Annotated in this window: 19 protein-coding genes and 1 rRNA gene; 7 read left to right on the top strand and 13 right to left on the bottom strand. The window is 67.1% G+C overall.

All coding sequences use genetic code 11. The features are described from left to right. Window positions 1-1,133 precede the first annotated feature (1,133 nt). The 4 genes from C3Y15_RS27510 to C3Y15_RS27495 all read right to left on the bottom strand — a co-directional run bounded on the left by C3Y15_RS27510 (window position 1,134) and on the right by C3Y15_RS27495 (window position 3,109). Entirely contained in the window at window positions 1,134-1,412 is a 279-nt protein-coding gene (locus C3Y15_RS27510; RefSeq protein WP_011879678.1) for an HU family DNA-binding protein, read from the bottom strand. A 397-nt stretch (window positions 1,413-1,809) separates the two neighbouring features. Then, on the bottom strand, window positions 1,810-2,331 hold the full coding sequence (locus tag C3Y15_RS27505; protein ID WP_166677069.1) for a tyrosine-type recombinase/integrase: 522 nt from the start codon (window positions 2,329-2,331) through the stop codon (window positions 1,810-1,812). A 13-nt stretch (window positions 2,332-2,344) separates the two neighbouring features. Further along, complete coding sequence (locus tag C3Y15_RS27500; protein WP_124260286.1) at window positions 2,345-2,911, bottom strand: hypothetical protein; 567 nt, start codon at window positions 2,909-2,911, stop codon at window positions 2,345-2,347. Window positions 2,912-2,962: 51 nt separating this feature from the next. Beyond that, the gene (locus C3Y15_RS27495; RefSeq protein WP_124260287.1) at window positions 2,963-3,109 is read right to left on the bottom strand and encodes an Arm DNA-binding domain-containing protein; all 147 of its coding nucleotides are present in this window, start codon (window positions 3,107-3,109) and stop codon (window positions 2,963-2,965) included. 289 nt (window positions 3,110-3,398) lie between these two features. Between C3Y15_RS27495 and msrB the strand changes: the two genes are divergently transcribed. From msrB to C3Y15_RS27475, 4 genes are all read left to right on the top strand, one after another. Continuing rightward, window positions 3,399-3,929, top strand: a complete 531-nt coding sequence (msrB, locus tag C3Y15_RS27490; protein ID WP_011879675.1) for a peptide-methionine (R)-S-oxide reductase MsrB — start codon at window positions 3,399-3,401, stop codon at window positions 3,927-3,929. A 37-nt stretch (window positions 3,930-3,966) separates the two neighbouring features. After that, window positions 3,967-5,835, top strand: coding sequence for a cytochrome c biogenesis protein DipZ (locus C3Y15_RS27485; RefSeq protein ID WP_046423361.1), 1,869 nt, complete (start codon window positions 3,967-3,969; stop codon window positions 5,833-5,835). An 84-nt stretch (window positions 5,836-5,919) separates the two neighbouring features. Next, window positions 5,920-6,663 carry a peptide-methionine (S)-S-oxide reductase MsrA gene (gene msrA, locus C3Y15_RS27480; RefSeq protein ID WP_046423363.1) on the top strand — a complete coding sequence of 248 codons (744 nt, stop codon included), beginning with the start codon at window positions 5,920-5,922 and terminating at the stop codon, window positions 6,661-6,663. Between the two features lie 192 nt (window positions 6,664-6,855). Then, on the top strand, window positions 6,856-7,977 hold the full coding sequence (locus C3Y15_RS27475) for an aromatic ring-hydroxylating dioxygenase subunit alpha (protein WP_014725531.1): 1,122 nt from the start codon (window positions 6,856-6,858) through the stop codon (window positions 7,975-7,977). Between the two features lie 39 nt (window positions 7,978-8,016). Here C3Y15_RS27475 and hydA read toward each other — a convergent pair whose 3' ends face one another. From hydA to C3Y15_RS27450, 5 genes are all read right to left on the bottom strand, one after another. Next, window positions 8,017-9,474, bottom strand: coding sequence for a dihydropyrimidinase (hydA, locus tag C3Y15_RS27470; protein WP_034194336.1), 1,458 nt, complete (start codon window positions 9,472-9,474; stop codon window positions 8,017-8,019). A 55-nt stretch (window positions 9,475-9,529) separates the two neighbouring features. After that, complete coding sequence (locus tag C3Y15_RS27465; RefSeq protein WP_124260288.1) at window positions 9,530-11,038, bottom strand: NCS1 family nucleobase:cation symporter-1; 1,509 nt, start codon at window positions 11,036-11,038, stop codon at window positions 9,530-9,532. Between the two features lie 97 nt (window positions 11,039-11,135). Continuing rightward, on the bottom strand, window positions 11,136-12,443 hold the full coding sequence (gene preA / locus C3Y15_RS27460) for an NAD-dependent dihydropyrimidine dehydrogenase subunit PreA (RefSeq protein ID WP_014725528.1): 1,308 nt from the start codon (window positions 12,441-12,443) through the stop codon (window positions 11,136-11,138). A 109-nt stretch (window positions 12,444-12,552) separates the two neighbouring features. Further along, window positions 12,553-13,890, bottom strand: coding sequence for an NAD(P)-dependent oxidoreductase (locus C3Y15_RS27455; protein ID WP_124260289.1), 1,338 nt, complete (start codon window positions 13,888-13,890; stop codon window positions 12,553-12,555). Window positions 13,891-14,016: 126 nt separating this feature from the next. After that, the gene (locus C3Y15_RS27450; protein WP_059602404.1) at window positions 14,017-15,297 is read right to left on the bottom strand and encodes a Zn-dependent hydrolase; all 1,281 of its coding nucleotides are present in this window, start codon (window positions 15,295-15,297) and stop codon (window positions 14,017-14,019) included. Window positions 15,298-15,671: 374 nt separating this feature from the next. On the opposite strand from C3Y15_RS27450, the gene C3Y15_RS27445 reads away from it, so the two are divergent. Further along, window positions 15,672-16,358 (top strand): TetR/AcrR family transcriptional regulator, encoded by a 687-nt coding sequence (locus tag C3Y15_RS27445; protein ID WP_124260290.1) that lies wholly within the window; start codon window positions 15,672-15,674, stop codon window positions 16,356-16,358. A 90-nt stretch (window positions 16,359-16,448) separates the two neighbouring features. Here the strand turns inward: C3Y15_RS27445 and C3Y15_RS27440 are convergent, their stop codons facing one another. The 3 genes from C3Y15_RS27440 to C3Y15_RS27430 are packed head-to-tail and all read right to left on the bottom strand — an operon-like array spanning window position 16,449 to window position 20,131. Then, the gene (locus C3Y15_RS27440; RefSeq protein ID WP_124260291.1) at window positions 16,449-17,639 is read right to left on the bottom strand and encodes an acetyl-CoA C-acyltransferase; all 1,191 of its coding nucleotides are present in this window, start codon (window positions 17,637-17,639) and stop codon (window positions 16,449-16,451) included. A 23-nt stretch (window positions 17,640-17,662) separates the two neighbouring features. Further along, a complete protein-coding gene (locus C3Y15_RS27435) occupies window positions 17,663-18,430 on the bottom strand; it encodes a 3-hydroxyacyl-CoA dehydrogenase (RefSeq protein ID WP_014725522.1) in 768 nt (255 codons plus the stop codon). 33 nt (window positions 18,431-18,463) lie between these two features. Beyond that, on the bottom strand, window positions 18,464-20,131 hold the full coding sequence (locus tag C3Y15_RS27430) for an acyl-CoA synthetase (RefSeq protein WP_059461930.1): 1,668 nt from the start codon (window positions 20,129-20,131) through the stop codon (window positions 18,464-18,466). Window positions 20,132-20,269: 138 nt separating this feature from the next. On the opposite strand from C3Y15_RS27430, the gene C3Y15_RS27420 reads away from it, so the two are divergent. Both C3Y15_RS27420 and C3Y15_RS27415 read left to right on the top strand, forming a co-directional pair. After that, window positions 20,270-21,283 carry an AraC family transcriptional regulator gene (locus C3Y15_RS27420; RefSeq protein WP_034194330.1) on the top strand — a complete coding sequence of 338 codons (1,014 nt, stop codon included), beginning with the start codon at window positions 20,270-20,272 and terminating at the stop codon, window positions 21,281-21,283. Between the two features lie 367 nt (window positions 21,284-21,650). Continuing rightward, window positions 21,651-22,028, top strand: coding sequence for a nuclear transport factor 2 family protein (locus C3Y15_RS27415; protein WP_034194378.1), 378 nt, complete (start codon window positions 21,651-21,653; stop codon window positions 22,026-22,028). Between the two features lie 254 nt (window positions 22,029-22,282). On the opposite strand, the gene rrf is transcribed toward C3Y15_RS27415, so the two are convergent. Then, window positions 22,283-22,395, bottom strand: a 5S ribosomal RNA gene (gene rrf / locus C3Y15_RS27410). Window positions 22,396-22,405 lie beyond the last annotated feature (10 nt).

The raw sequence follows: 22,405 nt of genomic DNA, 5'->3' as shown, positions 1-22,405 counted from the left end.
ACTACCTTGCGCCGTCAGAGTTTGCGGCGAAACATCGGGCAACCGCGGATACTCCTGCCGCTTTCCAGGAGTTGGTTTAAAGGGACTTTGCTAGAAGCCCATTGGCCCTATTGATGGGGGCAGGTCACCGGGGCACCGAAATGGAGCGCATGCAACATGTCCCGAAATGAAGGGTAACATAGTCCCTAATATGTTCCCCTTCATTCCGTCGGACCTCGCCATGGAATCAGCCAGTTCGGCGAAGAGCACAGTGGTGTGCTTTCACTACACAACTACCCACTTCTAAGCCGCTCCCTAAAGTTTCTACGTAGAAACTGTCGAATTCGGCGTCCACGCACGCACCACGGGTTGCGGCGCCAGCCTGCAGGTTCATCCGTGCGTACCAGGCACTCGGCGCATTCGCCATCGCAGGCAGACAACGCTTGGGTACCAGTCCGACTCGATCGGCAGGGCGAAGGCCTGCATGCTGTCCCTGCTCCAGCGCTTCAAGGAAGCGATGGACAGGCACTGCAGTAAGTTGCTCGTCATGGCCATGACGCAACGGTTCGAATGCAGCCCGCTCAGCGTCCGTTAAGGCCCACTCGCCCCCGCACTCTACCCGCGCAACGCATTGAGCGAGGGCGGAATCTGCGCAGCGATATAGTTCGGCATTGCAGCCCGCACGCAGGTGGAGCATATTGGACAGCGCGGCGATCGACTCAACGTCGCCGCATCCGCCACATAGCGCTGCAAACGCGAGATGGTGCTTGAGCGATAAGCGGCGGACTTGGTCGGCGGGAAGTGGGAGCAATTGCTCTTCGTCATCGCGCGACGCACGGGACAGTGTTTTCGCATTAATCAACGGCCCAAACAACAGAACGAGTGGTCCAGCGGGTATCGCTGACGTTACTCGTCAGCGAAGCTCCGTTCCGCGTATACGAACTCACGAACAGCGGACGAGTCGCTATTGCTGGATTGAGGCGCGCTCCACGTTTGTCGCGAACTTGGAGCCGGACGTAGATTGTACAGACACTGTCTGCACAATTCGGTAGACCGGCAAATCAAGTCAGACTCGTGCACCCGCACGAACGCGACGACACTGGCGTTCTCACGGAGGCGGCCCCGCATAGGCGCCAGGCGCAACTCGCACGATGTCACGATCCGTTCACTGCGTCCTTAAACGCCTTACCGGCGGCGAACTTCACAGTATTTGCTGCGGCAATGGCGATCTCCTCGCCCGTCGTCGGATTGCGACCGGTACGCGCTGAGCGCTGTCCCCGCGAAAATGCCCCGAAGCCGATGAGCTGCACCGCTTCGTCGCGGCTCACCGCGTCCGTGATCGCATCCAGCACCGCCTGAACAGTTTTGCTCGCGTCGCTTTTACTGACACCCGCGCCCGCGGCGACCGCGTCGATGAGTTCCTGTTTGTTCATGGACTTGTCCGGATCATAAAGTCAAAGTCGCACCCTACCGCATCCAACAGTCCACAAGCAAACCGCAGGGCGGCCGATGCAGCCAGTATCCGCCAGAACCTGCCCTCTTCCGCTCGTGGCAACCCGCGCACTTACCACTGCGGACCACGGGCACGACCATCGGTACCCGGCGGCCACCGCACTTGCCCCTATAGGCGCCCCACACCGATGGAATGTCTCGAGGGAACAGGAATGAAGCACCGCATCCCCGTCGATTCTCAGGCACCTTTAACCGTGATAACTCGGATTATCAGGGTTCCATATTCCTTCTTCCCTCTGCGGAGAAACGCTCCCCGATTACGGCGCGAACAGAAAGCGTACGTTTTCTGTACTCATGCCCAGCAATGCCGACAAACGGTCACCCCATCGCCGCCATGCGTCGCGCATCATAGTCGAACCGCAGATAGATTCGATCAAGCGGATCATTGCGCGCGTGGTTCAGGCATCGATGCACGATGCTTTCTGCGATGCCGAGCGACTGCATCATCGTTGCGCACGTCCGGCGCAGGTCGTGACATTTCCATTGGCCACCCGGGACCGTGAGCGCATCGGTTGCCCTTGTGCGGCCTTCGCTCGGTGCATCCTTCGGGCGTTGCCGGTCATGGATAGCCCCGCACGCCGTATTAATACTGACGTGCGGCAGTTTGCCCTTCTCCGACGGAAACACATATTCGCGGCGTGCGTCGCCTTCAGGCATGCCGGCGCGCACGACCTGCTGCGCTGCAAACTGTGCAAGAACGAAATCGGACAGATGAATCGTGATCGCCGCGTTCGACTTCGTGCGTTCCTTTGGAATCGTCCACGTCCGTGCTTTGAAGTCGAGATCAGTCCAGCGCGTCGGGAGCGTTTCGCCGACGCGTGTTCCGCACGCAAGCATCACCCATACTGCTGACTCAATGGAACGTGGAAGCCAGCGCGGCTGGAATCAGTTCACCGAGTAGTCGGATTTCGTCGTCCGTAAGCGTCCGGTTACGCTCATTGCCACGCACCGGGTCGTAATCAGCTGAAACGACATCCTCTTTTGCAAGCGCGAGCACATCGCAATCGATCAGCAAGCGCTTCCACGGCTGGCTTCGTTCGCCCCACCGAATCATTTGCTGGATCGTTATCAACATCTCGACCGCTTGCCGGTTATGTCCCACGTCGGAAATCGCGGTAAGCAGCGGCAGCACGTTCGACGCAAACACGCCTGAGACCCTGTGTGTACGGAGAGACGGCAGCATATGTTTTTCCATCGCACTTCGAAGCGACTTACCGCCATCCTTCCGGCCTTTCCTGCCGCGCTTCTTGTTGATCGTCGCGAACCACGCATCGAATAAGTCGCCGAACGTGAGGTCCGCCATCGCCGCTTTTGCAACCTTCGCCTGGCGTTCACGCTTCTTCGCTTCGAGATAGTCCATGCCGTCGCGCGCTTGCGAACGAATCGTCGCCGCCGCTGCGCGTGCATCCTCGAGGGACAACTGCGCATCTGTCGTCGAGCGTGCCCACGCCTTGCCGAGCGGCTTGTCGAGCTACTTACCATTGATGCTGACGCGAACAAACCAGGTCTTTCCGCCGACCGGGCCGACACGCAGGAACAGTCCCCGCCCATCCGACAGGAAATACCGCTTTCCGGTCGCCCTTGCGGCTTCGATTTGCCTGACCGTCAGTGCACCCATGATCGCCCTCCATTGATTTCGTCATCGGTCGGCTCGTGCATCCCAATGCAGAGCCTACCCGACACCACGAACACTAAAAAGTTGCGGCTCGCGCGGGATTTCCGCGGAAGTGGACGGACCACGAATACCCTGCAAACCCTTGTCAGACGGGGCTTTGATGGATTTCACCGGACCTGACCGGAACACCCGGCAAATGATCACAATTCATTTAACTTTCCGTGAGGACTTCGACACCACCCGCTGCCTACTCTGTGCGCATGTTTCCCGCATCTCCTTCCAGGAGCCCGTCATGCCCACTCGCAGACATCTGCTGTTCGCCGGTGCCACCGGCGTCGCCGCGCTCGCGGCGCTGTCGTCGGCAGGCCGCCGCATGCTGGTCGGCCGCGCATTCGCCGCGCCGCCCGGCGCACGCGGCGCCACCGCGTCGTTCGACGTTACCCGCAGCGAAGCCGAATGGCGCCGCCGCCTCACGCCGGCCCAATACACGGTGCTGCGCGATGCCGGCACCGAGCCGCCGTACAGCAGCCCGCTGAACGGCGAGCACCGCCGCGGCACGTTCGCATGCGCCGGTTGCGACCTCGCGCTGTTTCCGTCGAGCACGAAGTTCGATAGCCATACCGGCTGGCCGAGCTTCTGGAAGCCGCTCGACCACGCGGTCGCGACCGAAGCCGACGCGTCGTACGGGATGGCGCGCACCGAAGTGCACTGTCGCCGCTGCGGCGGCCATCTCGGCCACGTGTTCGACGACGGCCCGCCGCCCACCGGCCTGCGCTACTGCATGAACGGGCTCGCGCTCGCCTTCCACCCGGCCGCCGCCTGAGCGGCCGCCGCTTCCCCGAACGACCGGAGACTGCTCCATGTTGCTCATCGTCCTCGCCTATCTCGGCGGCGTGCTCACGATCCTGAGCCCGTGCATCCTGCCCGTGCTGCCGTTCGTGTTCGCGCGCGCCGACCAGCCGTTCGTGCGTACCGGCCTGCCGCTGCTGATCGGCATGGCGCTCACGTTCGCCGTCGTCGCGACGCTGGCCGCGGTCGGCGGCGGCTGGGTCGCACAGGCCAACCAGGCCGGCCGCTGGCTCGCGATCGTGCTGCTCGCGCTGTTCGGCCTGACGCTGCTGCTGCCGCGCTTCGCCGAACACCTGACGCGCCCGCTCGTCGCGGCCGGCAACCGACTCACCGGCCTCGCGCAGCGCGACGGCCGCGCGGCCGGCCCCGCGTCGTCGTTGCTGCTCGGCGTCGCGACCGGCCTGCTGTGGGCGCCGTGCGCAGGCCCGATCCTCGGCCTCGTGCTGACCGGCGCCGCGCTGCGCGGCGCGAACGTCGGCACGACGCTGCTGCTGGTCGCGTATGCGGCCGGCGCGGCGACATCGCTCGCCGTCGCGCTCGTGATCGGCGGCAAGGTGTTCGCCGCGATGAAGCGCTCGCTCGGCGCCGGCGAATGGATCCGGCGCGGGATCGGCGTCGCGCTGCTGGCCGGCGTCGGCGCGATCGCGCTCGGCGCCGATACGGGCGCGCTCGCGCAACTGTCGACCGTCACGACCGGCAGCCTCGAAACGAAGCTGGTCGCGCGCCTCGGCGGCCACTCGAACGGCGCACCGCCGGCCCAGCCGGGCGCGGACGACGGCCGCGACGGCCTCGCCGGCCGCAGCGGCGCGATGATGGCCGCAACGTCGGCGCCCACGCCGGACGCGGGCGGCGCAATGATGCGCGCGGCCGATCCCGCGCCCGCGACGCACGCGGCTGCCGCGCTGCCCGTCGAAGGCACGCTGCCGTCGCTCGACGGCGCCGTGCAGTGGCTGAACTCGCCGCCGCTGACGGCGGCCGGCCTGCGCGGCAAGGTCGTGCTCGTCGACTTCTGGACCTACTCGTGCATCAACTGTCTGCGCACGCTGCCGTACACCAGCGCGTGGGCGCACAAATATGCGCGCTACGGGCTCGTCGTGATCGGCGTGCATGCACCGGAATTCGCATTCGAGCGCAATGTCGGCAACGTGAAGAAGGCCGTGCACGACCTCGGCATCGACTATCCGGTCGCGATCGACAACGGTTATGCGATCTGGCGTGCGTTCGACAACGAATACTGGCCGGCCCACTACTTCGTCGATGCGCAAGGGCGCATCCGCCATCACCATTTCGGCGAAGGCGAATACGCGCAGTCTGAACGCACGATCCAGGCGCTGCTCGCCGATGCCGGCCACCCGGAAGCGCTGAACGTGCCGCTCGGACTCACCGGTGCACTGGCACAAGGCGCGCTCGCGCCGGCCGACGGTCCGGAGGTCCACTCGCCCGAAACCTACGTTGGCTATGCACGCGCGCAGGGGTTCGCGTCGCCGGGCGGTGTCGTGCGCGACGCGGCCCACCGCTACGATGCACCGTCCCGCCTCGACCTGAACGACTGGGGCGTGGCCGGCACGTGGCAGGTCAGCGGCGAGCGCGCGACGCTCGCGGCGCCGGGCGGCCGGATCGTCTATCGCTTCCACGCGCGCGACCTGCACCTCGTGCTCGGTCCCGGCGCGCACGGCAAACCGGTGCGCTTTCGCGTGACGCTCGACGGCGCGGCGCCCGGCGCGGCCCATGGCGCGGACGTCGACGCGCAGGGCTACGGCACCGTCAGCGGCCAGCGGCTGTATCAGCTCGTCCGGCAGCCGGGTGTGATCGCCGATCGCACGTTCTCGATCGAGTTTCTCGATCCCGGCGTCGATGCGTATGCATTCACGTTCGGTTGAGCGTCGCATTCGCGCCGCCGCCGTTGCGAACGCAACGCGCGCGCCGTTCTCGTCATTCCACACAGCATCTCGAAGGAGCAATCGATGATCCCGACATCCACGCGTATTTCCGTGGCACCGCGGCGCGCGGCGCTGCTGCGCCGCCTCGCTGCGCTCGCGCTGGCGGCCGCCGCCGTCTTCGGCTATCAGCGCGTCGTGCGCTCTGCTGAGCCGATCCACAACGCACCGGCGCCGACGCTCGACGAAACGCCCGGTGCATCGCACGACGAAACGGCCGTCCTTGCCGGCGGCTGCTTCTGGGGTGTGCAGGGCGTGTTCGAGCACGTGAAGGGCGTGAAGCAGGTCACGGCCGGCTACGCAGGCGGCGCGTCCGAAACCGCGCACTACGCGCTGGTCGGCTCGGGCCTCACGGGCCATGCCGAGTCGGTGCGCATCGTCTACGATCCGGCGCAGGTCAGCTACGGCCGCCTGCTGCAACTGTTCTTCTCGGTGGCGCACGATCCGACCGAACTGAATCGCCAGGGCCCCGACGAAGGGCCGCAGTACCGGTCCGCGATCTTCCCGACCAACGCGCAGCAGCGCGCGGTCGCGACCGCGTACATCGCGCAGCTCGGCGCCGCACACACGTTCGCGGCGCCCGTCGTCACGCGCGTCGAGCCGTACCAGGGCTTCTATCCGGCCGAGGACTATCACCAGAACTACCTCGAGCTGCATCCCGACGCACCGTACATCGCGTTCAACGATCTGCCGAAGGTCGCCGCGCTGAAGCAGCGCTTCCCCGCGCTGTATCGCGCCGATGCGGTGCTGTGGCACGACGCGCGACGCTGACACGCCGCCCGCCACGCCGCGCGCACCGCTCGGCCCGGATTGCGCTGCATCAACGAAACGCCTGGCGCGCCGGCCGGACAAACCCGCATCGGTTCAGCTTCGCGCGCCAACTTCGCGTAGACTTCTCCGTTACAGATCGCCGCCGCAACCTGCGGCGCCCGAAATGCAACAGCCAGCCAGGAGGCGTCACGCATGCGCGCAGTGCCTTTGTCTGACAGCAGCACCCTCGAACAACCGGCCACCGAAGCGGTCGTGCGCGACCTGCGCCGTGTGCCGATCCATCCCGATCACTGGTATCCGCTCGCGTGGTCGCGCGAGCTCAAACGCGGCAAGACGCTCGGCGTGCGCTTCGCCGGCGATCCGATCGTGCTCGTACGCACCGAGTCCGGCGCCGTGTATGCACTCGAAGATCGTTGCGCGCACCGCCAGGTGCCGCTGCATGCGGGCGTCGTCGACGGCGAAACGCTGCGCTGCTGTTATCACGGCTGGACCTACGCGTGCGACAGCGGCCGCTGCGTCGACGTGCCGTATCTCGGCCGCGAACGCCTGCCCAACGGCGTGCGCGCGTATCCGTGCCGCGAGACGCACGGCGTGATCTTCGTGTTCCCCGGCGATGCGACGCTGGCGGACGAACGCCCGGTGCCCGCGCTCGAATCGGCCGACAATCCCGCATACAAGACGCGCCGCTTCGGCCGCGAGGTCAAGTGCCACTACTCGTTCATGCACGAGAACCTGATGGACATGAACCATCAGTTCCTGCATCGCAAGCAGATGGGCCAGATGCGCGCACGCTCGGTCGGCCGCCGTCGCGGCGACGACTGGGTCGAGGTCGACTACACGTTCGCGCGGATGGAAGGCAAGCAGCCGGTCGGCGAGGCGCTCGTGTTCGGCTCGAGCAAGAAGCCCGGCGATCAGGCCGACAAGAGCGTGATGACGGTGCGCACCGGCTACCCGTATCAGACGTTGCAGATCCGTTCGAGCGAAGGCACGCTCGTGATGGACCTGTGGATCGTCTACGTGCCGCTCGATGCCGAGCAACGCACCAATCGCACGTTCGGGTTGCTGTCGATCCACAAGCCGGGCATTCCGTTCGCGCTCGATCTCGCCTGGCCGCTGCTCGTGTGGTTCACCGAACGGATCTTCCGCGAGGATCGCTGGATCGTCGAGCGCGAACAGGAAGCGCACGACCGCCAGGGCGCCGACTGGAACCACGAGGTGTTTCCGGTCATCAACGAACTGCGCGACCTGCTGCGCCAGTGCGGCGCGCGCACGGTGATCCCGATCCGCGACGCGAGCACGAGCGACGCTCGCTGAGCGTCGCCGCCCGGGTTCGCCCGCGCCCGTCCCGCTCGATTACCGGCTGCGCTCGACCGGATGCGGTTCGCGCAGCCGGTTGGCGATGCGCGTGGCCTCGTAATACGAGGCCGCGGGCGGCCGCTTCAGATAACGCCCCGCACCGCGCTGCGCGCGCAGGTCGCCGTCGGCCCAGGCGAGCGCGCCGCGCGTGAGCGTGTGCGTCGCCACGCCTTGCACGGTCATGCCCTCGAACACGTTGAAGTCGACCTGCTGGTGATGGGTCTTCACCGAGATCGTCTTCGTGGCGGCCGGATCCCATACGACCAGATCGGCGTCGGCGCCCACCTGCACCGCGCCCTTGCGCGGGTGCAGGTTGAAGATCTGCGCGGCGTTGGTCGACGTGATCCGCACGAATTCATTCGGCGTGATGCGCCCGCGGTTCACACCGTGATGCCACAGCACCGACATGCGGTCCTCGACGCCGCCGCAGCCGTTCGGGATCTTCGTGAAGTCGTCGCGGCCCATCGCCTTCTGCGACGCGCAGAACACGCAATGGTCGGTCGCCGTCGTATGCAGCTGCCCGGCCTGCAGCCCGCGCCACAGCGCCTCGCGATGCTCGGCCGAGCGGAACGGCGGGCTCATCACGTGGGCGGCCGCGCGCGTCCAGTCCGGGTCGCGATAGACGGCCTCGTCGATCACCAGATGGCCCGGCAGCACTTCGCCGAACACGCGCAGCCCTTCGCTGCGCGCCCGCGCGATCGCGTCGACCGCATCCTTCGCCGACACATGGACGATGTACACCGGCACGCCCAGCACCTGCGCGATGCGGATCGCGCGGTTCGCGGCCTCGCCCTCCACTTCCGGCGGCCGCGACAACGGATGCGCCTCCGGCCCCGTCATCCCGCGCGCGAGCAGCGCCTGCTGCAGCCGGAACACGAGCTCGCCGTTCTCCGCGTGCACGGTCGGCAACGCGCCCAGCTCGAGCGAACGCGAGAAGCTGTTCACGAGGATCTCGTCGTCGGCCATGATCGCGTTCTTGTACGCCATGAAGTGCTTGAAGCTCGACACGCCGTGCTCGTTCACGAGCGTGCCCATGTCGCGATGCACGGATTCGTCCCACCACGTGACGGCCACGTGGAAGCCGTAATCGGCCGCCGCCTTCTCGGCCCAGCCGCGCCATTGGTGAAACGCGTCCATCAAGGGCTGTCTCGGGCTCGGGATCACGAAGTCGATGATGCTCGTCGTGCCGCCCGCCAGCCCGGCGGCCGTGCCCGAGTAGAAATCGTCGCTGGCCGTCGTGCCCATGAACGGCAGCTCCATGTGCGTATGCGGATCGATGCCGCCCGGCATCACGTACTGGTCGTGTGCGTCGACGACCGCCGCACCCGCCGGCGCGTCGATTTTCTCCGCGATCTGCAGGATCGTGCCGCCGTCCTGCGGGTCGGCGCACAGCACGTCCGCGCGATAGGTGCGCTCCGCATCCACCACCGTGCCGCCGCGAATCAGGATTGCCATTTCGATGCCTCCTCGTTGACTGTCTCGACTGTCGGGTTCGGTCCGCGTGCGCGCGTCACGCGCTCGCGACCTGCGCGCGCTGCGCCGCACGCCGCTTCATCAACGTGCCGTACACGGCGGACGCCAGCACGAGCCCGACGAACCACGCATACGTGTAAAGCGTGTTGAAGAACGCCGGCACGTTCGCGAACGATGCCGGGAACGCCGTGTGCAGAAAGCCGGGCAGGTTCGGCAGCACGCCGATCGCGAGCGCCGCCAGCGCGGCCCGGTTCCAGCCGCGCGTATAGCTGAAGTCGCCGCGCTCGTCGAACAACGCGCGCGTGTCGAGCCGCGTGCCGCGAATCATGAAATAGTCGACCATCAGGATGCCCGCGACCGGCCCGAGCAGCGCCGAATAACCGACGAGCCAGGTGAAGATGTAGCCGTCCGTCGTCGCGAGGATCTTCCACGGCATCATCACGATCGCGATCGTCGCGGTGATCAGCCCGCCGGTGCGATAGGAAATCGCCTTCGGCCACAGGCTTGAGAAATCGTACGCGGGGCCGACCAGGTTCGCCGCGAGATTGCAGCACATCGTGTCGAGCGTCAGGATCACGAGCGCGATGCCGACGCCGATGCCCGTCATGCGGCTCGTCAGGTCGATCGGGTCCCAGATCGCGTTGCCGTAGATCACGACGGTGGCCGACGTGACGACCACCGACACCACCGACAGCAACGCCATCGGCAGCGGCAGCCCGAGCGACTGCCCGATCATCTGGTCGCGCTGCGAATGCGCGAAGCGCGTGAAGTCCGGGATGTTCAACGCGAGCGTCGCCCAGAAGCCGACCATCGCGGTCAGCCCCGGCCAGAACGTCGCCCAGAACAGCCCGGCCTTCTTGCCGCCCGCGACGAACTGCGACGGCGCCGACAGCATCGAGCCGACGCCGCCCGCCTGCGACGTCGCCCACCACACGAGCGCGACGCACATCACGACCTTGATCGGTGCCGACCAGCTCTCGAGCCAGCGGATCGAATCGGTGCCGTGCAGGATGAAGTACAGCTGCAGCGCCCAGAACGCGAGAAAGCATGCGAGCTGGCCGAACGAGATGCCGACCACCGGCAGCGCCGCGCCGTGCAACGCGTTGCCGGTCAGGATGTTCAGCAGCGTATAGATCGCGCTGCCGCCGAGCCAGGTCTGGATGCCGTACCAGCCGCATGCGACGATCGCGCGCAACAGCGCGGGCAGCTTCGCGCCCTGCGTGCCGAACGACGCGCGCACGAGCACCGCATACGGAATCCCGTGCTTCGCGCCCGCATGGCCGATCAGCAGCATCGGCACCAGCACGATCAGGTTGCCGAGCAGCACGGTGAGCACCGCCTGCCACGGCGACATGCCCTCCTGGATCAGCCCGGCCGCGAGCATGTACGACGCGATGTTCATCACCATGCCGACCCACAGCGCCGCGAAGTGATACCAGCGCCACGTGCGCTGCGCGGCGGAGGTCGGCGCGAGGTCGTCGTTGTACAGGCTGCCGGCCGGCGCCGCGGCGGCGTCCGGATCGGCGGGAATCGCTGCTGGTTTCATCGAACGCTCCACGTAAACGTCGGCGCCGGCATCGCGCGATGCCGGCCGAACAGGGGAAAGGCCGCAGCGCCGCGCATCGCGCGCCGCCGGCCGCCGGTCATGCTGCCTTCGCGGGTTCCGCGGGCTGCGCCGGGCTCGCGCCCGCGTCGGCCCGCGCCGGGTTGTTCGGATGCGTGGTCCAGTTCGCATAGTCGCCCGCATCGACCCGCTCCATCGTGATGCACTGCTCGACCGGGCACACATGCATGCAAAGATTGCACCCGACGCACTGCGCATCCACCACTTCGAAATGCCGCACGCCGTCCTTCGTCGCGGTAATCGCCTGGTGCGACGTGTCCTCGCACGCGATATGGCATAGCCCGCACTGGATGCAGCGGTCCTGGTCGATGCGCGCCTTGATGTCGTACTTGAGGTTCAGGTATTTCCAGTCGGTCACGTTCGGCACCGCGCGGCCGCGCACGTCGTCGAGCGTCGCGTAGCCCTTGTCGTCCATCCAGTTCGACAGACCGTCGACGAGGTCCGACACGATCCGGAATCCGTAATGCATCGCCGCGGTGCACACCTGCACACTGCCGGCGCCCAGCACGATGAACTCCGCCGCGTCGCGCCACGACGAGATCCCGCCGATGCCGGAGATCGGCAGGTTCGGCGTCTGCGGATCGCGGGCGATCTCGGCCACCATGTTCAGCGCGATCGGCTTCACGGCCGGGCCGCAATAGCCGCCGTGCGTACCCTTGCCGTCGACGGTCGGCATCGGCGCCATCTGGTCGAGGTCCACCGCGACGATCGAGTTGATCGTGTTGATCAGCGACACGCCGTCCGCGCCGCCCTTGTATGCCGCGCGCGAGCCCATCCGGATGTCGCTGATGTTCGGCGTGAGCTTCACGAGGCACGGCAGCTTCGTGCCCTCCTTGACCCAGCGCGTGACCATCTCGACGTATTCGGGCACCTGGCCGACGGCCGCGCCCATTCCGCGTTCGCTCATCCCGTGCGGACAGCCGAAGTTCAGCTCGACCGCGTCGGCGCCCGTATCCTCGACGAGCGGCAGAATCCATTTCCAGTCGCGCTCGTTGCACGGCACCATCAGCGAGACGATCAGCGCGCGGTCCGGCCAGTCGCGCTTCACCTGCGCGATCTCCGCGAGGTTCACGTCGAGCGGGCGATCGGTGATCAGCTCGATGTTGTTCAGCCCCGCGATGCGCTGGCCGTTCCACTGCACCGCGCCGTAGCGCGAGCTGACGTTGACGACGTGCGGGTCGAGCCCGAGCGTCTTCCACACGACGCCGCCCCAGCCGGCCTCGAATGCGCGGTTGACGTTGTACGCCTTGTCGGTCGGCGGAGCGGACGCCAGCCAGAAAGGATTCGGCGAAGTGATGCCTGCGATCGTGCAGCGAAGGTCGGCCATGGTCGGCTCCGTGAATGAGGGACGTTGATCGTGATCCGCGTGGTGGGGTGCGACGCCAGCGATGCCTGCGGTGCCTGCGATGCGCCCGATGCGCTCGCGCAGGCCGCGCTCACGCCGCCTTGGCGTCGCGCTGCGCGAGCGCCGCGTCGATCGCGGCGGCCGCGCGCTTGCCGTCCTGCACGGCCTGCACCGTGAGGTCGATGCCGTCGGTTGCCGCGCAATCGCCGCCGGCCCAGACGTCGGGCAACACGGTGCGGCCGTGCGCATCCACGGCGATGCGCGTGCCGTCCGCGGTCAGCAGCGCGGCGTCGATCCCGGCCGGCACCAGCGTCTGGCCGATCGCCTTCAACACCATGTCGGCTTCGATAGCGAAGCGTTCGCCCGATGCCGACTCGAATTCGACGCGCGTCACGTGGCCGTCCTCGCCGGCGATGCGCACCGGCTTCGCGTGCGTGACGAGCGTGACGCCGCTCGTCTGCGCGAACTCGCGTTCGGCCCAGGTCGCGCTCATCGCGTCCACGCCGCGCCGGTACACCATCGTCACGCGCTGCGCGCCGAGCTTGCGGCTCTGCACCGCGGCGTCGATTGCCGTATTGCCGCCGCCGATCACGACCACGCGCCGCCCGACCGGCACGTTCTCCAGCGCATCGGCCTGCCGCACCTGTTCGATGAAGTCGACTGCGTTCATCACGCCCGACAGTTGCTCGCCGTCGATCGCGAGCGTGCGCACGCCGGTCAGGCCCATCGCGACGAACACCGCATCGTGCCGCTCACGCAGCGCGTCGAGCGTCACGTCGCGGCCGAGCGCGACGCCCGTCTGCAACGCGATGCCGCCGACCGACAGCAGCCACTCGACTTCACGCTGCGCGAAATCGTCGACCGTCTTGTAGGCCGCGATCCCATATTCGTTCAGGCCGCCCGCCTTCGCTCGCGCGTCGAACAGCGTGACGCGATGGCCGGCCAGCGCGAGCCGGTGCGCACACGCGAGCCCGGCCGGCCCCGCGCCGACCACCGCGACGTGCCGCCCCGTGTCCGGCGCGCGCGTGAAGTGCACCGCGCCGGTCGCCATCGCCCAGTCGGTCGCGTGCCGCTGCAGCGCGCCGATCGCGACCGGCTGCGCATCCTGCTGGTTGCGCACGCACGCGCCTTCGCACAGGATCTCGGTCGGGCATACGCGCGCGCACATCCCGCCGAGCGGGTTCGCGCCGAGGATGTCCATCGCCGCGCCTTTCAGATTGCCGTTGCCGATCTTGCGGATGAAGCTCGGGATGTCGATCTGCGTCGGGCAGGCCTGCACGCACGGCGCGTCGTAGCAGTAGTGGCAGCGGCTCGCGGCGGCGGCCGCCGCGGTCGGATCGAGCAGCGGCGCGATATCGGCGAATTCGCACGAGAGTTGCGTGGACGACAGGCGATGCGCGGCGATATCGCCAATTGGCTTGGTGGTCATGCGCGTTCCTTCGACGGGGTGGAGACGAAGCCGTCCCTGCCGGCTGCGCGTGGCGCAGTCGGGGCGGTCATGTTCTGGATGGCCGGCGCCGGGCGGTCGGCGGCCGGCCGCGCTACGCTCGGGCGGTCATGAAACGGGCTCGCACGCACGCGACAGCATCGCGTGCAGCAGCACGTTCGCGCCGGCCTCGATCCACGCAGGCGTCGCGTCCTCGATCTCGTTGTGACTGATGCCGTCGATGCACGGCACGAACACCATCGACGTCGGCGCGACCTGCGCGAGATAGCACGCGTCGTGACCGGCACCCGACACGATGTCGCGATGCGAGTAGCCGAAGCGGTCGGCCGCCGCGCGCACCGCGGCCACGCACGCGGCGTCGAACGCAATGGGCGCGTAGTAGAAGATCTGCTCGAGCGCGGTGTCGAGCCCGATGTCGGCGGCGATGCGCGCCACACCGTCGCGCAGTGCCGCGTCCATCTTCGCGAGCACTGCGTCGTCCGGATGGCGGAAATCGACGGTGAAGAACACGCGGCCCGGAATCACGTTGCGCGAGTTCGGATGCACCTGCATCATCCCGACCGTCGCGCAGCCGTACGGCGCATGATCGAGGCCGATGCGGTTCACGAGATCGACCACGCGCGATGCACCGAGCAGCGCGTCGCGGCGCCGCGGCATCGGCGTCGGCCCCGCGTGGGCCTCCTGGCCGGTGAACGTGATTTCGTACCAGCGCTGCCCCTGCGCATCGGTCACGACGCCGATCGTCTTGCACTCGGCCTCGAGTATCGGCCCCTGCTCGATGTGCAGCTCGAACGCCGCGTGCAGCTTGCGGCCGCCGCACGGCGCGTCGCCCGCATAGCCGATCCGCGCGAGTTCCTCGCCGATCGTCTTGCCGTCGACGTCCTTGCGCGACAGCCCGTACTCGAGCGGAAACACGCCCGCGAACACGCCCGACGCGACCATGGCAGGCGCGAAGCGCGAGCCTTCCTCGTTGGTCCAGATCACGACCTCGACCGGGTGCTCGGTCTCGATCCCGTGGTCGTTCAGACTCCGAATCACCTCGAGGCCGCCGAGCACGCCGTAGATGCCGTCGAAACGGCCGCCGGTCGGTTGCGAATCCGCGTGCGAGCCGGTCACGACCGGCGCCGCATCGGCCACACGGCCCGCGCGCCGCATGAACACGTTGCCCATCGTATCGACCGTCACCGTGCAGCCGGCCGCCTTCGCCCAACCGACGATCAGGTCGCGCGCGGCCTTGTCGAGATCGGTCAGCGCGAGACGGCACACGCCGCCCTTCGGCGTCGCGCCGATCTTCGCGACCTCCATCAGGCTGTCCCACAACCGCCTGCCGTCGACCTTGATCGACGTATCCAATGCTGCCCGCTTCGCTGTTTCCGATACCGCGTCCATTCGCATCGCTCCTGTGGGGTCGGTCATGTCGTCAGCCCGGACGAGGCCGGTGCGCACGTTGCTGCCGTCGGCGCCAACGCGCACCTGCGAGGTGCAGGCACACATCGTTCGCGCGATTCGTGCGGCGATTCGTGCGGCGCGTTGCAGCCCGTTCGGCGCCGCGTTCCGTCGCCGTCAAATCCTGTCCGATTGGACAGGTTTTAGACGATCAAAAAGGCCGACGCAATGTCTTTCTTGTGCGAGCGCGCCGAGCGAGAAGCGTGCCACCGCAACGCAGCACGCGTCCGGCGCGCGCGACGCACGCACGTGCGACGGAACCGGACCTGCGGCTAGAATGAAGCCCGACGCGGCACGCATGCCACGCGAGGGTGACGATGAGACATGACGAAACGGCCGCCGACGCGGCCGATGGGGACGAAGCGGGCACGCCTTTGCGGCGACGCAAGGCGCACATCCGCGCGTCCAACGAAGCGCATCTGCTGGCGTGCGCGGAAGCCGTATTCGCGGAGCGCGGGCTCGACGGCGCGAGCACCGCGATGATCGCCGAGCGCGCGGGCCTGCCGAAGGCGAACCTGCATTACTACTTCCCGACGAAGCTGGCGCTGTACCGCCGCGTGCTCGACGACCTGTTCGAAGACTGGCACCGCGCGGCCGGCTCGTTCGAGGCCGGCGACGATCCGGTGGAAGCGATCGGCGGCTACGTGCGCGCGAAGATGGACCTGTCGCGACGCCGGCCGCTCGGCTCGAAGGTGTGGGCCAACGAGATCATTCACGGCGCCGCGCACATGCAGGACATCCTGTCGGAGCGCGTGAAGCCGTGGTTCGAGACGCGTGTGAAGGTGATCGAAGGCTGGATCGCACGCGGGCTGCTCGCGCCAATCGATGCATCGGCGCTGCTGTACCTGATCTGGGCGACGACGCAGCACTACGCGGATTTCGATGCGCAGATTCGCGCGCTCAGCGGCAAGCGTGCCTTCACGCAGAAGGCATTCGCAGAACGGACGGAGCAGGTCGTGCAGCTCGTGATTCGCGCGTGCGGCGCGGTGTCGCCGAACGCTTAGCGCGCTCGCGCGTACCGGGTCCCGCGCAAAGCAAAGCGGGCGACGGGTGCGAAACCCGTCGCCCGCTTTGCGTCGCGGCATGCGCCTCGATTATGCGATGCGTTCGATCGCGAGCGCGGTCGCCTCGCCGCCGCCGATGCACAGCGACGCGACGCCCCGCTTCAGCCCATACGTTTCGAGCGCAGCGAGCAGCGTCACCACCACGCGCGCGCCCGAGGCGCCGATCGGATGGCCGAGCGCACATGCGCCGCCGTGCACGTTGACCTTGTCGTGCGGCAGGTCGAGATCGCGCATCGCGGCCATCGCGACCACCGCGAACGCCTCGTTGATCTCGAACAGATCGACGTCGCGCAGGTTCCAGCCGGTCTTCTCCGACAGCTTGCGGATCGCGCCGATCGGCGCGGTCGCGAACAGGCCGGGCTTGTTCGCGTACGTCGAGTGCCCGACGATCACGGCCTTCGGCGTGACACCGAGCCGCTCCGCTTGCGAGCGGCGCATCATCACGAGCGCGGCCGCGCCGTCCGAAATCGACGACGAATTGGCTGCCGTCACGGTGCCGCCCTCGCGAAACGCCGGCTTCAGCGTCGGGATCTTGTCGAGCTTCGCATTGCCCGGCTGCTCGTCGATCGACACGACGGCTTCCGTCTTGCCGGCCTTCACGGTCGCCGGCGCGATCTCCGACGTGAAGCGTCCTTCCGCGATCGCGCGTTGCGCGCGCGTGAGCGACGCGATCGCGAAGTCGTCCTGCGCCTCGCGCGAAAACGCATAGGCCTGCGCGCAGTCTTCCGCGAACGTGCCCATCAGGCGACCCTTGTCGTATGCGTCCTCGAGGCCGTCGAGGAACATGTGGTCGAGCACCTGACCGTGGCCCATGCGCATCCCCGCGCGCGCCTTCGGCAGCAGATAAGGCGCATTCGTCATGCTCTCCATCCCGCCCGCGACGGCCACGTCGGCTGAGCCGGCGAACAGCAGGTCATGCGCGAACATCGCGGCCTTCATCCCGGAGCCGCACATCTTGTTGACGGTCGTCGCGCCGGCTCCCAGCGGCAAGCCGGCCTTCAACGCGGCCTGCCGCGCCGGCGCCTGGCCCTGTCCGGCCGGCAGCACGCAGCCGAACACGATTTCGTCGATACGCTCGGCCGGCACGTTCGCGCGTTCGAGGGCCGCGCGAATCGCCACCGCGCCGAGTTCGCTTGCGCTGGCCGCGGCCAGCGCGCCCTGAAAACCGCCCATCGGCGTGCGTGCCGTGCCGACGATTACGATCGGGTCCTGTGTCGTCATGATCGAGCTCCTCCAGTTCAGTGTCAGCGCGCTGCCATGCGCAGCGCGCCATCGAGACGGATGACTTCGCCGTTGAGCATCATGTTCTCGGCGATGTGGCGCACCAGCGCCGCGAATTCGTCCGGCCGGCCGAGGCGCGGCGGGAACGGCACGCTCTTGCCGAGCGCGTCCTGCACGTCCTGCGGCATGCCGGCCATCATCGGCGTCGCGAAGATGCCCGGCGCGATCGTCACCACGCGGATGCCGAAGCGCGCCAGCTCGCGCGCGATCGGCAGCGTCATGCCGACCACGCCGCTCTTCGACGCCGCATACGCGGCCTGCCCGATCTGCCCGTCGAACGCCGCCACCGACGCGGTGTTGACGATCACGCCGCGCTCGCCATGTTCGTCGGCGTCCTGCTTCGACATTGCATCGGCCGCGAGGCGGATCATGTTGAACGTGCCGACCAGGTTGATCGACACGGCGCGCGCGAAGCGCTCCAGCGAATGCGGACCTTCGCGGCCGACCACTTTCTCGCCCGGTGCAACGCCCGCGCAGTTCACGAGCGCATCGATGCGGCCGAACGCGTGTTGCGCGGCGGCGACCGCCGCCTGCCCGTCGGCTTCGCTCGTCACGTCGGTCTTCACGAAGCGCGCGGCCGCGCCGAGCTCGCGTGCGAGGCTCGCGCCGGCCTCGTCATTGACGTCGAGCAGCACTGCCTTGCCGCCTTGCTCGACCACCATGCGCGCGACTGCGGCGCCGAGGCCGGAGCCCGCGCCCGTAATCATGAAAACACGGTCCTTGATGTTCATTCGTCGTCCGATTCAGGGTGAGATATGCAGCGGTCAAGCCGCCTTTTCAGCTTCCATCTTGCGCAGTACGAAGCGCTGGATCTTGCCGCTCGGGGTTTTCGGCAGCGCGTCGACGAAGTCGATCGCGCGGGGATATGCGTGGGCGGACAAACGTCGCTTCACGTGCTGGCTCAACTCGTCGGCCAGCGCCGGCGTGCCTTCGAAGCCTTTCGACAGCACGACGAAGGCCTTCACGATCTCGGTGCGCTCCGGGTCCGGCACGCCGATCACCGCCGCTTCGCTCACGGCCGGGTGCTCGATCAGCGCGCTTTCGACGTCGAACGGGCCGATCCGGTAGCCGGACGATGTGATCACGTCGTCCGCGCGTCCGATGAAGCTCACGGTGCCGTCCGGCTCGAGCTCGACGTTGTCGCCGGTCCGGTAGTAGCCGCCCGCGATCGCCGGCGTCGCCTGCTGCCAGTAGCCGTCGAACCACAGCAGCGGCGAGCGCGCGATATCGATCGCGAGATTGCCGGGCTCGCCGGGGCCGAGCTCGCGGCCGGCTTCGTCGAGCACCGCGACGCGATAGCCGGGCATCGCCAGCCCGGCCGACCCGGTATGAACCACGTGCGCGAGCCCATGATGATTGTTCACGACCATCCCGAGCTCAGTCTGCCCGTAGTGGTCGTAGATGGGCGCGTCGAGCACGGCGTCGAACCAGCGCACGACCTCCGGGTTCAGCGGTTCGCCCGCGCTGCTCACGACGCGCAGCTTGCCCTTCACGCGCGTTGCAGCTTCGGGGCCGGCCGCCATCAGCATCCGGTATGCGGTCGGCGAACCGGCGAGGCTCGTGATGCCGAGCCGCTCGATCACGTCGTACGTGCTGTCGACCGTGAAGCCACCTTCGTACAACGTCGTCGCGTGACCGAGCAGCAGCGGGCCGGTGATCGCGTAGTAGAGGCCGTAGGCCCAGCCCGGATCGGCGATGTTCCAGAAGCGATCGCTGGGACGCAGGTCGATCGCGTGCCGCATATACGCGCCGAACGCAAGCAGCGCGCGCAGCGGGACGGGCACGCCCTTCGGCAGGCCCGTCGTGCCCGACGTCGACATCATCATGAACAGATCGGCGCCCTTGCGCAGCACCGGCTCGAACGCGTCGGGCTGAGCGTCGAGCGCGGCACGGAAGTCTATGTCGCCGGCCGGGAGCGCCTCGCCCGGTTCGCGCACGGTCGCGATTCGCGGGCAATCCGCGACCTCGTCGAGCTTGCCGCGATTCGCGACGTTGGTCACGACGACGCGTGCATGGCTCATGCGCAGCCGATGCTCGATCGCCTTCGGTCCGAACGCGGTGAAAAGCGGCTGATAGACGGCGCCGGCGCGCCACGTGCCGAGGATCGTCGCGACCAGTTCGGGCGTACGCGGCAACATGCCAACCACCACGTCGCCGGGCTGCACGCCCTGCTCGACCAGCAGGTTCGCGACGCGCGCCGACAGCGCGAGCATCTGCGCGAACGTATAGCTGCGGTGTCGGCCGCCGGCATCGATCCAGTCGAGCGCAATGGCGTCGGGGTTGGCCGCGGCATGGCGGTCGCAACATTCGACGCAGGCGTTCAGGCCCTGCTCGAGGTCGCCGTGCAGCTGCGCGGCGGCCGTCTCGATACGGAAGCCGGCAACGGCGTCGGCGTAGGCCGGCGCCGCCCGGGCGGTTGCTCCATTGCGCATGCTTGTCTCCTGTTTCGTTATGACCGCCGGCGAACCGCGGCTATGTCGATGATGGTAGACAGCGGCCACATTGCAATCAATGACAAAGCGAATCTAGAATCGTGATCGCTTTTGCCATGTCCGGAGGAGATCAAGAGTATGGCGCCGCAGATGATTTCGCCCGGTTTCGTCGAGGATGCGCTCGAATGCCTGCACCGGCAACGCATCGCGGCCGAGCCGGTGCTGCGGGCAGCCGGACTCCCCGTTGCGGTGCGCGAACCCGTCACGCCGCAGCAGTACGGACGGCTGTGGCTCGCGATCGCCAGCGCAATCGACGACGAATTCTTCGGGCTTGCGGCTCGACCGATGCGGCGCGGCAGCTTCACGTTGCTGTGTCACGCCGTGCTGGATGCCGGCACGCTGGAGAAGGCGCTACGGCGCGCGCTGCAGTTTCTGCGCGTGGTACTCGACGAGCCGCGCGGCGAGCTCGTCGTCGCCGACGGTCAGGCGCAGATCGTCCTCACGCAAGCAGGCACGCCCTATTCTGCGTTCGCTTACCGGACGTTCTGGCTGATACTGCTCGGGGTGGCGTGCTGGCTGATCGGGCGGCGGATTCCGCTGCAACGCATCGATTTTGCGTGCCCGAGCCCGGACCAGCGCAGCGATTACCATCAATTCTTCGGTGTACCCGTGCATTTCGATCGCCCCGACAGCAGGCTTGCGTTCAATGCCGCGTATCTGTCGTTGCCGACGATCCGCTCCGCACAATCGCTGAAGACATTTTTGCGCGGCGCACCGGGGAACTTGCTGGTCCGTTACCGGCACGATAGCGGCTGGGTCGCGAAGACACGTGCGCACCTGAAAGCGTTACCGGCCGCCGAGTGGCCGGACTTCGACACGCTGGCCGTGCGTCTCGGCACGACACCGGCGACGCTGCGTCGGCGCTTGCGCAGCGAGGGTCAGAGTTTTGCGGCGATCAAGGACGAGTTGCGCAGTGCGCTGGCACAGGCGCTGCTGCGCGGACATAAGCTCAGTGTCGCGGAGATCGCAGCCGAACTCGGGTTCACCGAGCCGAGTGCGTTTCATCGCGCGTTCCGCAAATGGACGGGGACGAGTCCGGGGGCTTTCCGGCGCGATGTCAATGCGGCGCAGTTGGAGCGTGGAGGGGGTTGAGCCGATACGGTTGCGGCGCGGGCGTGTATTGTGGTTTGGCGCGTCAACGCTCGCTGCGCGGGACCGGCGGCGGATTTGGGAACGATTCTGGAATGGCGGTGTACTGTTGATTGGCGCCGGTGGTTCTTGTGGCGTGATGCTGCGCGGCGGATCGATGCTGTGCTGTGAGCGCGGCAAGCAGCTGACATATTCAATGTCGCGGTCGCGTCTCTCTTTTGGGGCGGCACCTCACATCGACCGCCGTGTGGCCGACCATGATGACACGCTTTCAAAGGCCGAATGACGTTGGCCGCGTAGCCGAGCTTCCGTAGCGCCTTATGGACGATGCAGCAAACCCCAACTTTTCAAGCTGATGCGAGGCCCGGACATGAATTCAGCTCGTGAAATCATTGAACCGTATGAAATCGCGCTCCGCGCGGCGATGCTGAGCAACGACGTCGACGCATTGGACACGCTGCTTGATGATGACCTGATTTTCACCATTCCGACGGGGCAGATCATTTCGAAACACGACGACCTGGCCGCGCATCGCGCGAAGCTGTTGCGCGTGGACACGCTGGATCTCGTGGAGATGCGGGTACAGGCAATCGGCGAGATGATCGTCACCGCGACAACGGTCGTGCTTGCCGGTGATTTCGACGGCACGGCGTTCAGCGGCAGGTTCGCCTACACGCGGCTGTGGCGCCCAGTAGGAGATCGTTGGCGCGTGGCCGCCGGACATGCATCGCAGATATCGCCAGCTTGATGCATCGCGCGTTCCGGCGATGAGCAGTTCCGCGGCAGCGTGACGATCAGGGGATATGAGCCGACTCGTCGTGAACCTGGTGAGCAGCGTGGCTTCTAGCGAGTCGGTCCTGGGCACATCACCGAGCTATCGCAAACCGACTGGGTTCGTTCGATCCCGCCGATTCGAAAGCCGATGCACCTGGCCGAGTGCTCTTTCTGCCGCGCCAATGCAAAAACCCCCGCCTTTCGGGCGGGGGTTTCTGGCTTAGGGGAGCCTGACGATTACCTACTTTCACACGGGAATCCGCACTATCATCGGCGTAGAGTCGTTTCACGGTCCTGTTCGGGATGGGAAGGGGTGGGACCGACTCGCTATGGTCATCAGGCAAAGAGGGT

This window comes from Burkholderia sp. B10 (assembly GCF_004368385.1).
In the GTDB taxonomy this organism is placed as follows: domain Bacteria; phylum Pseudomonadota; class Gammaproteobacteria; order Burkholderiales; family Burkholderiaceae; genus Burkholderia; species Burkholderia vietnamiensis.
The sequence above is the reverse complement of the archived record's forward strand: the minus strand, read 5'-3'. Positions and strand labels throughout refer to the sequence as shown.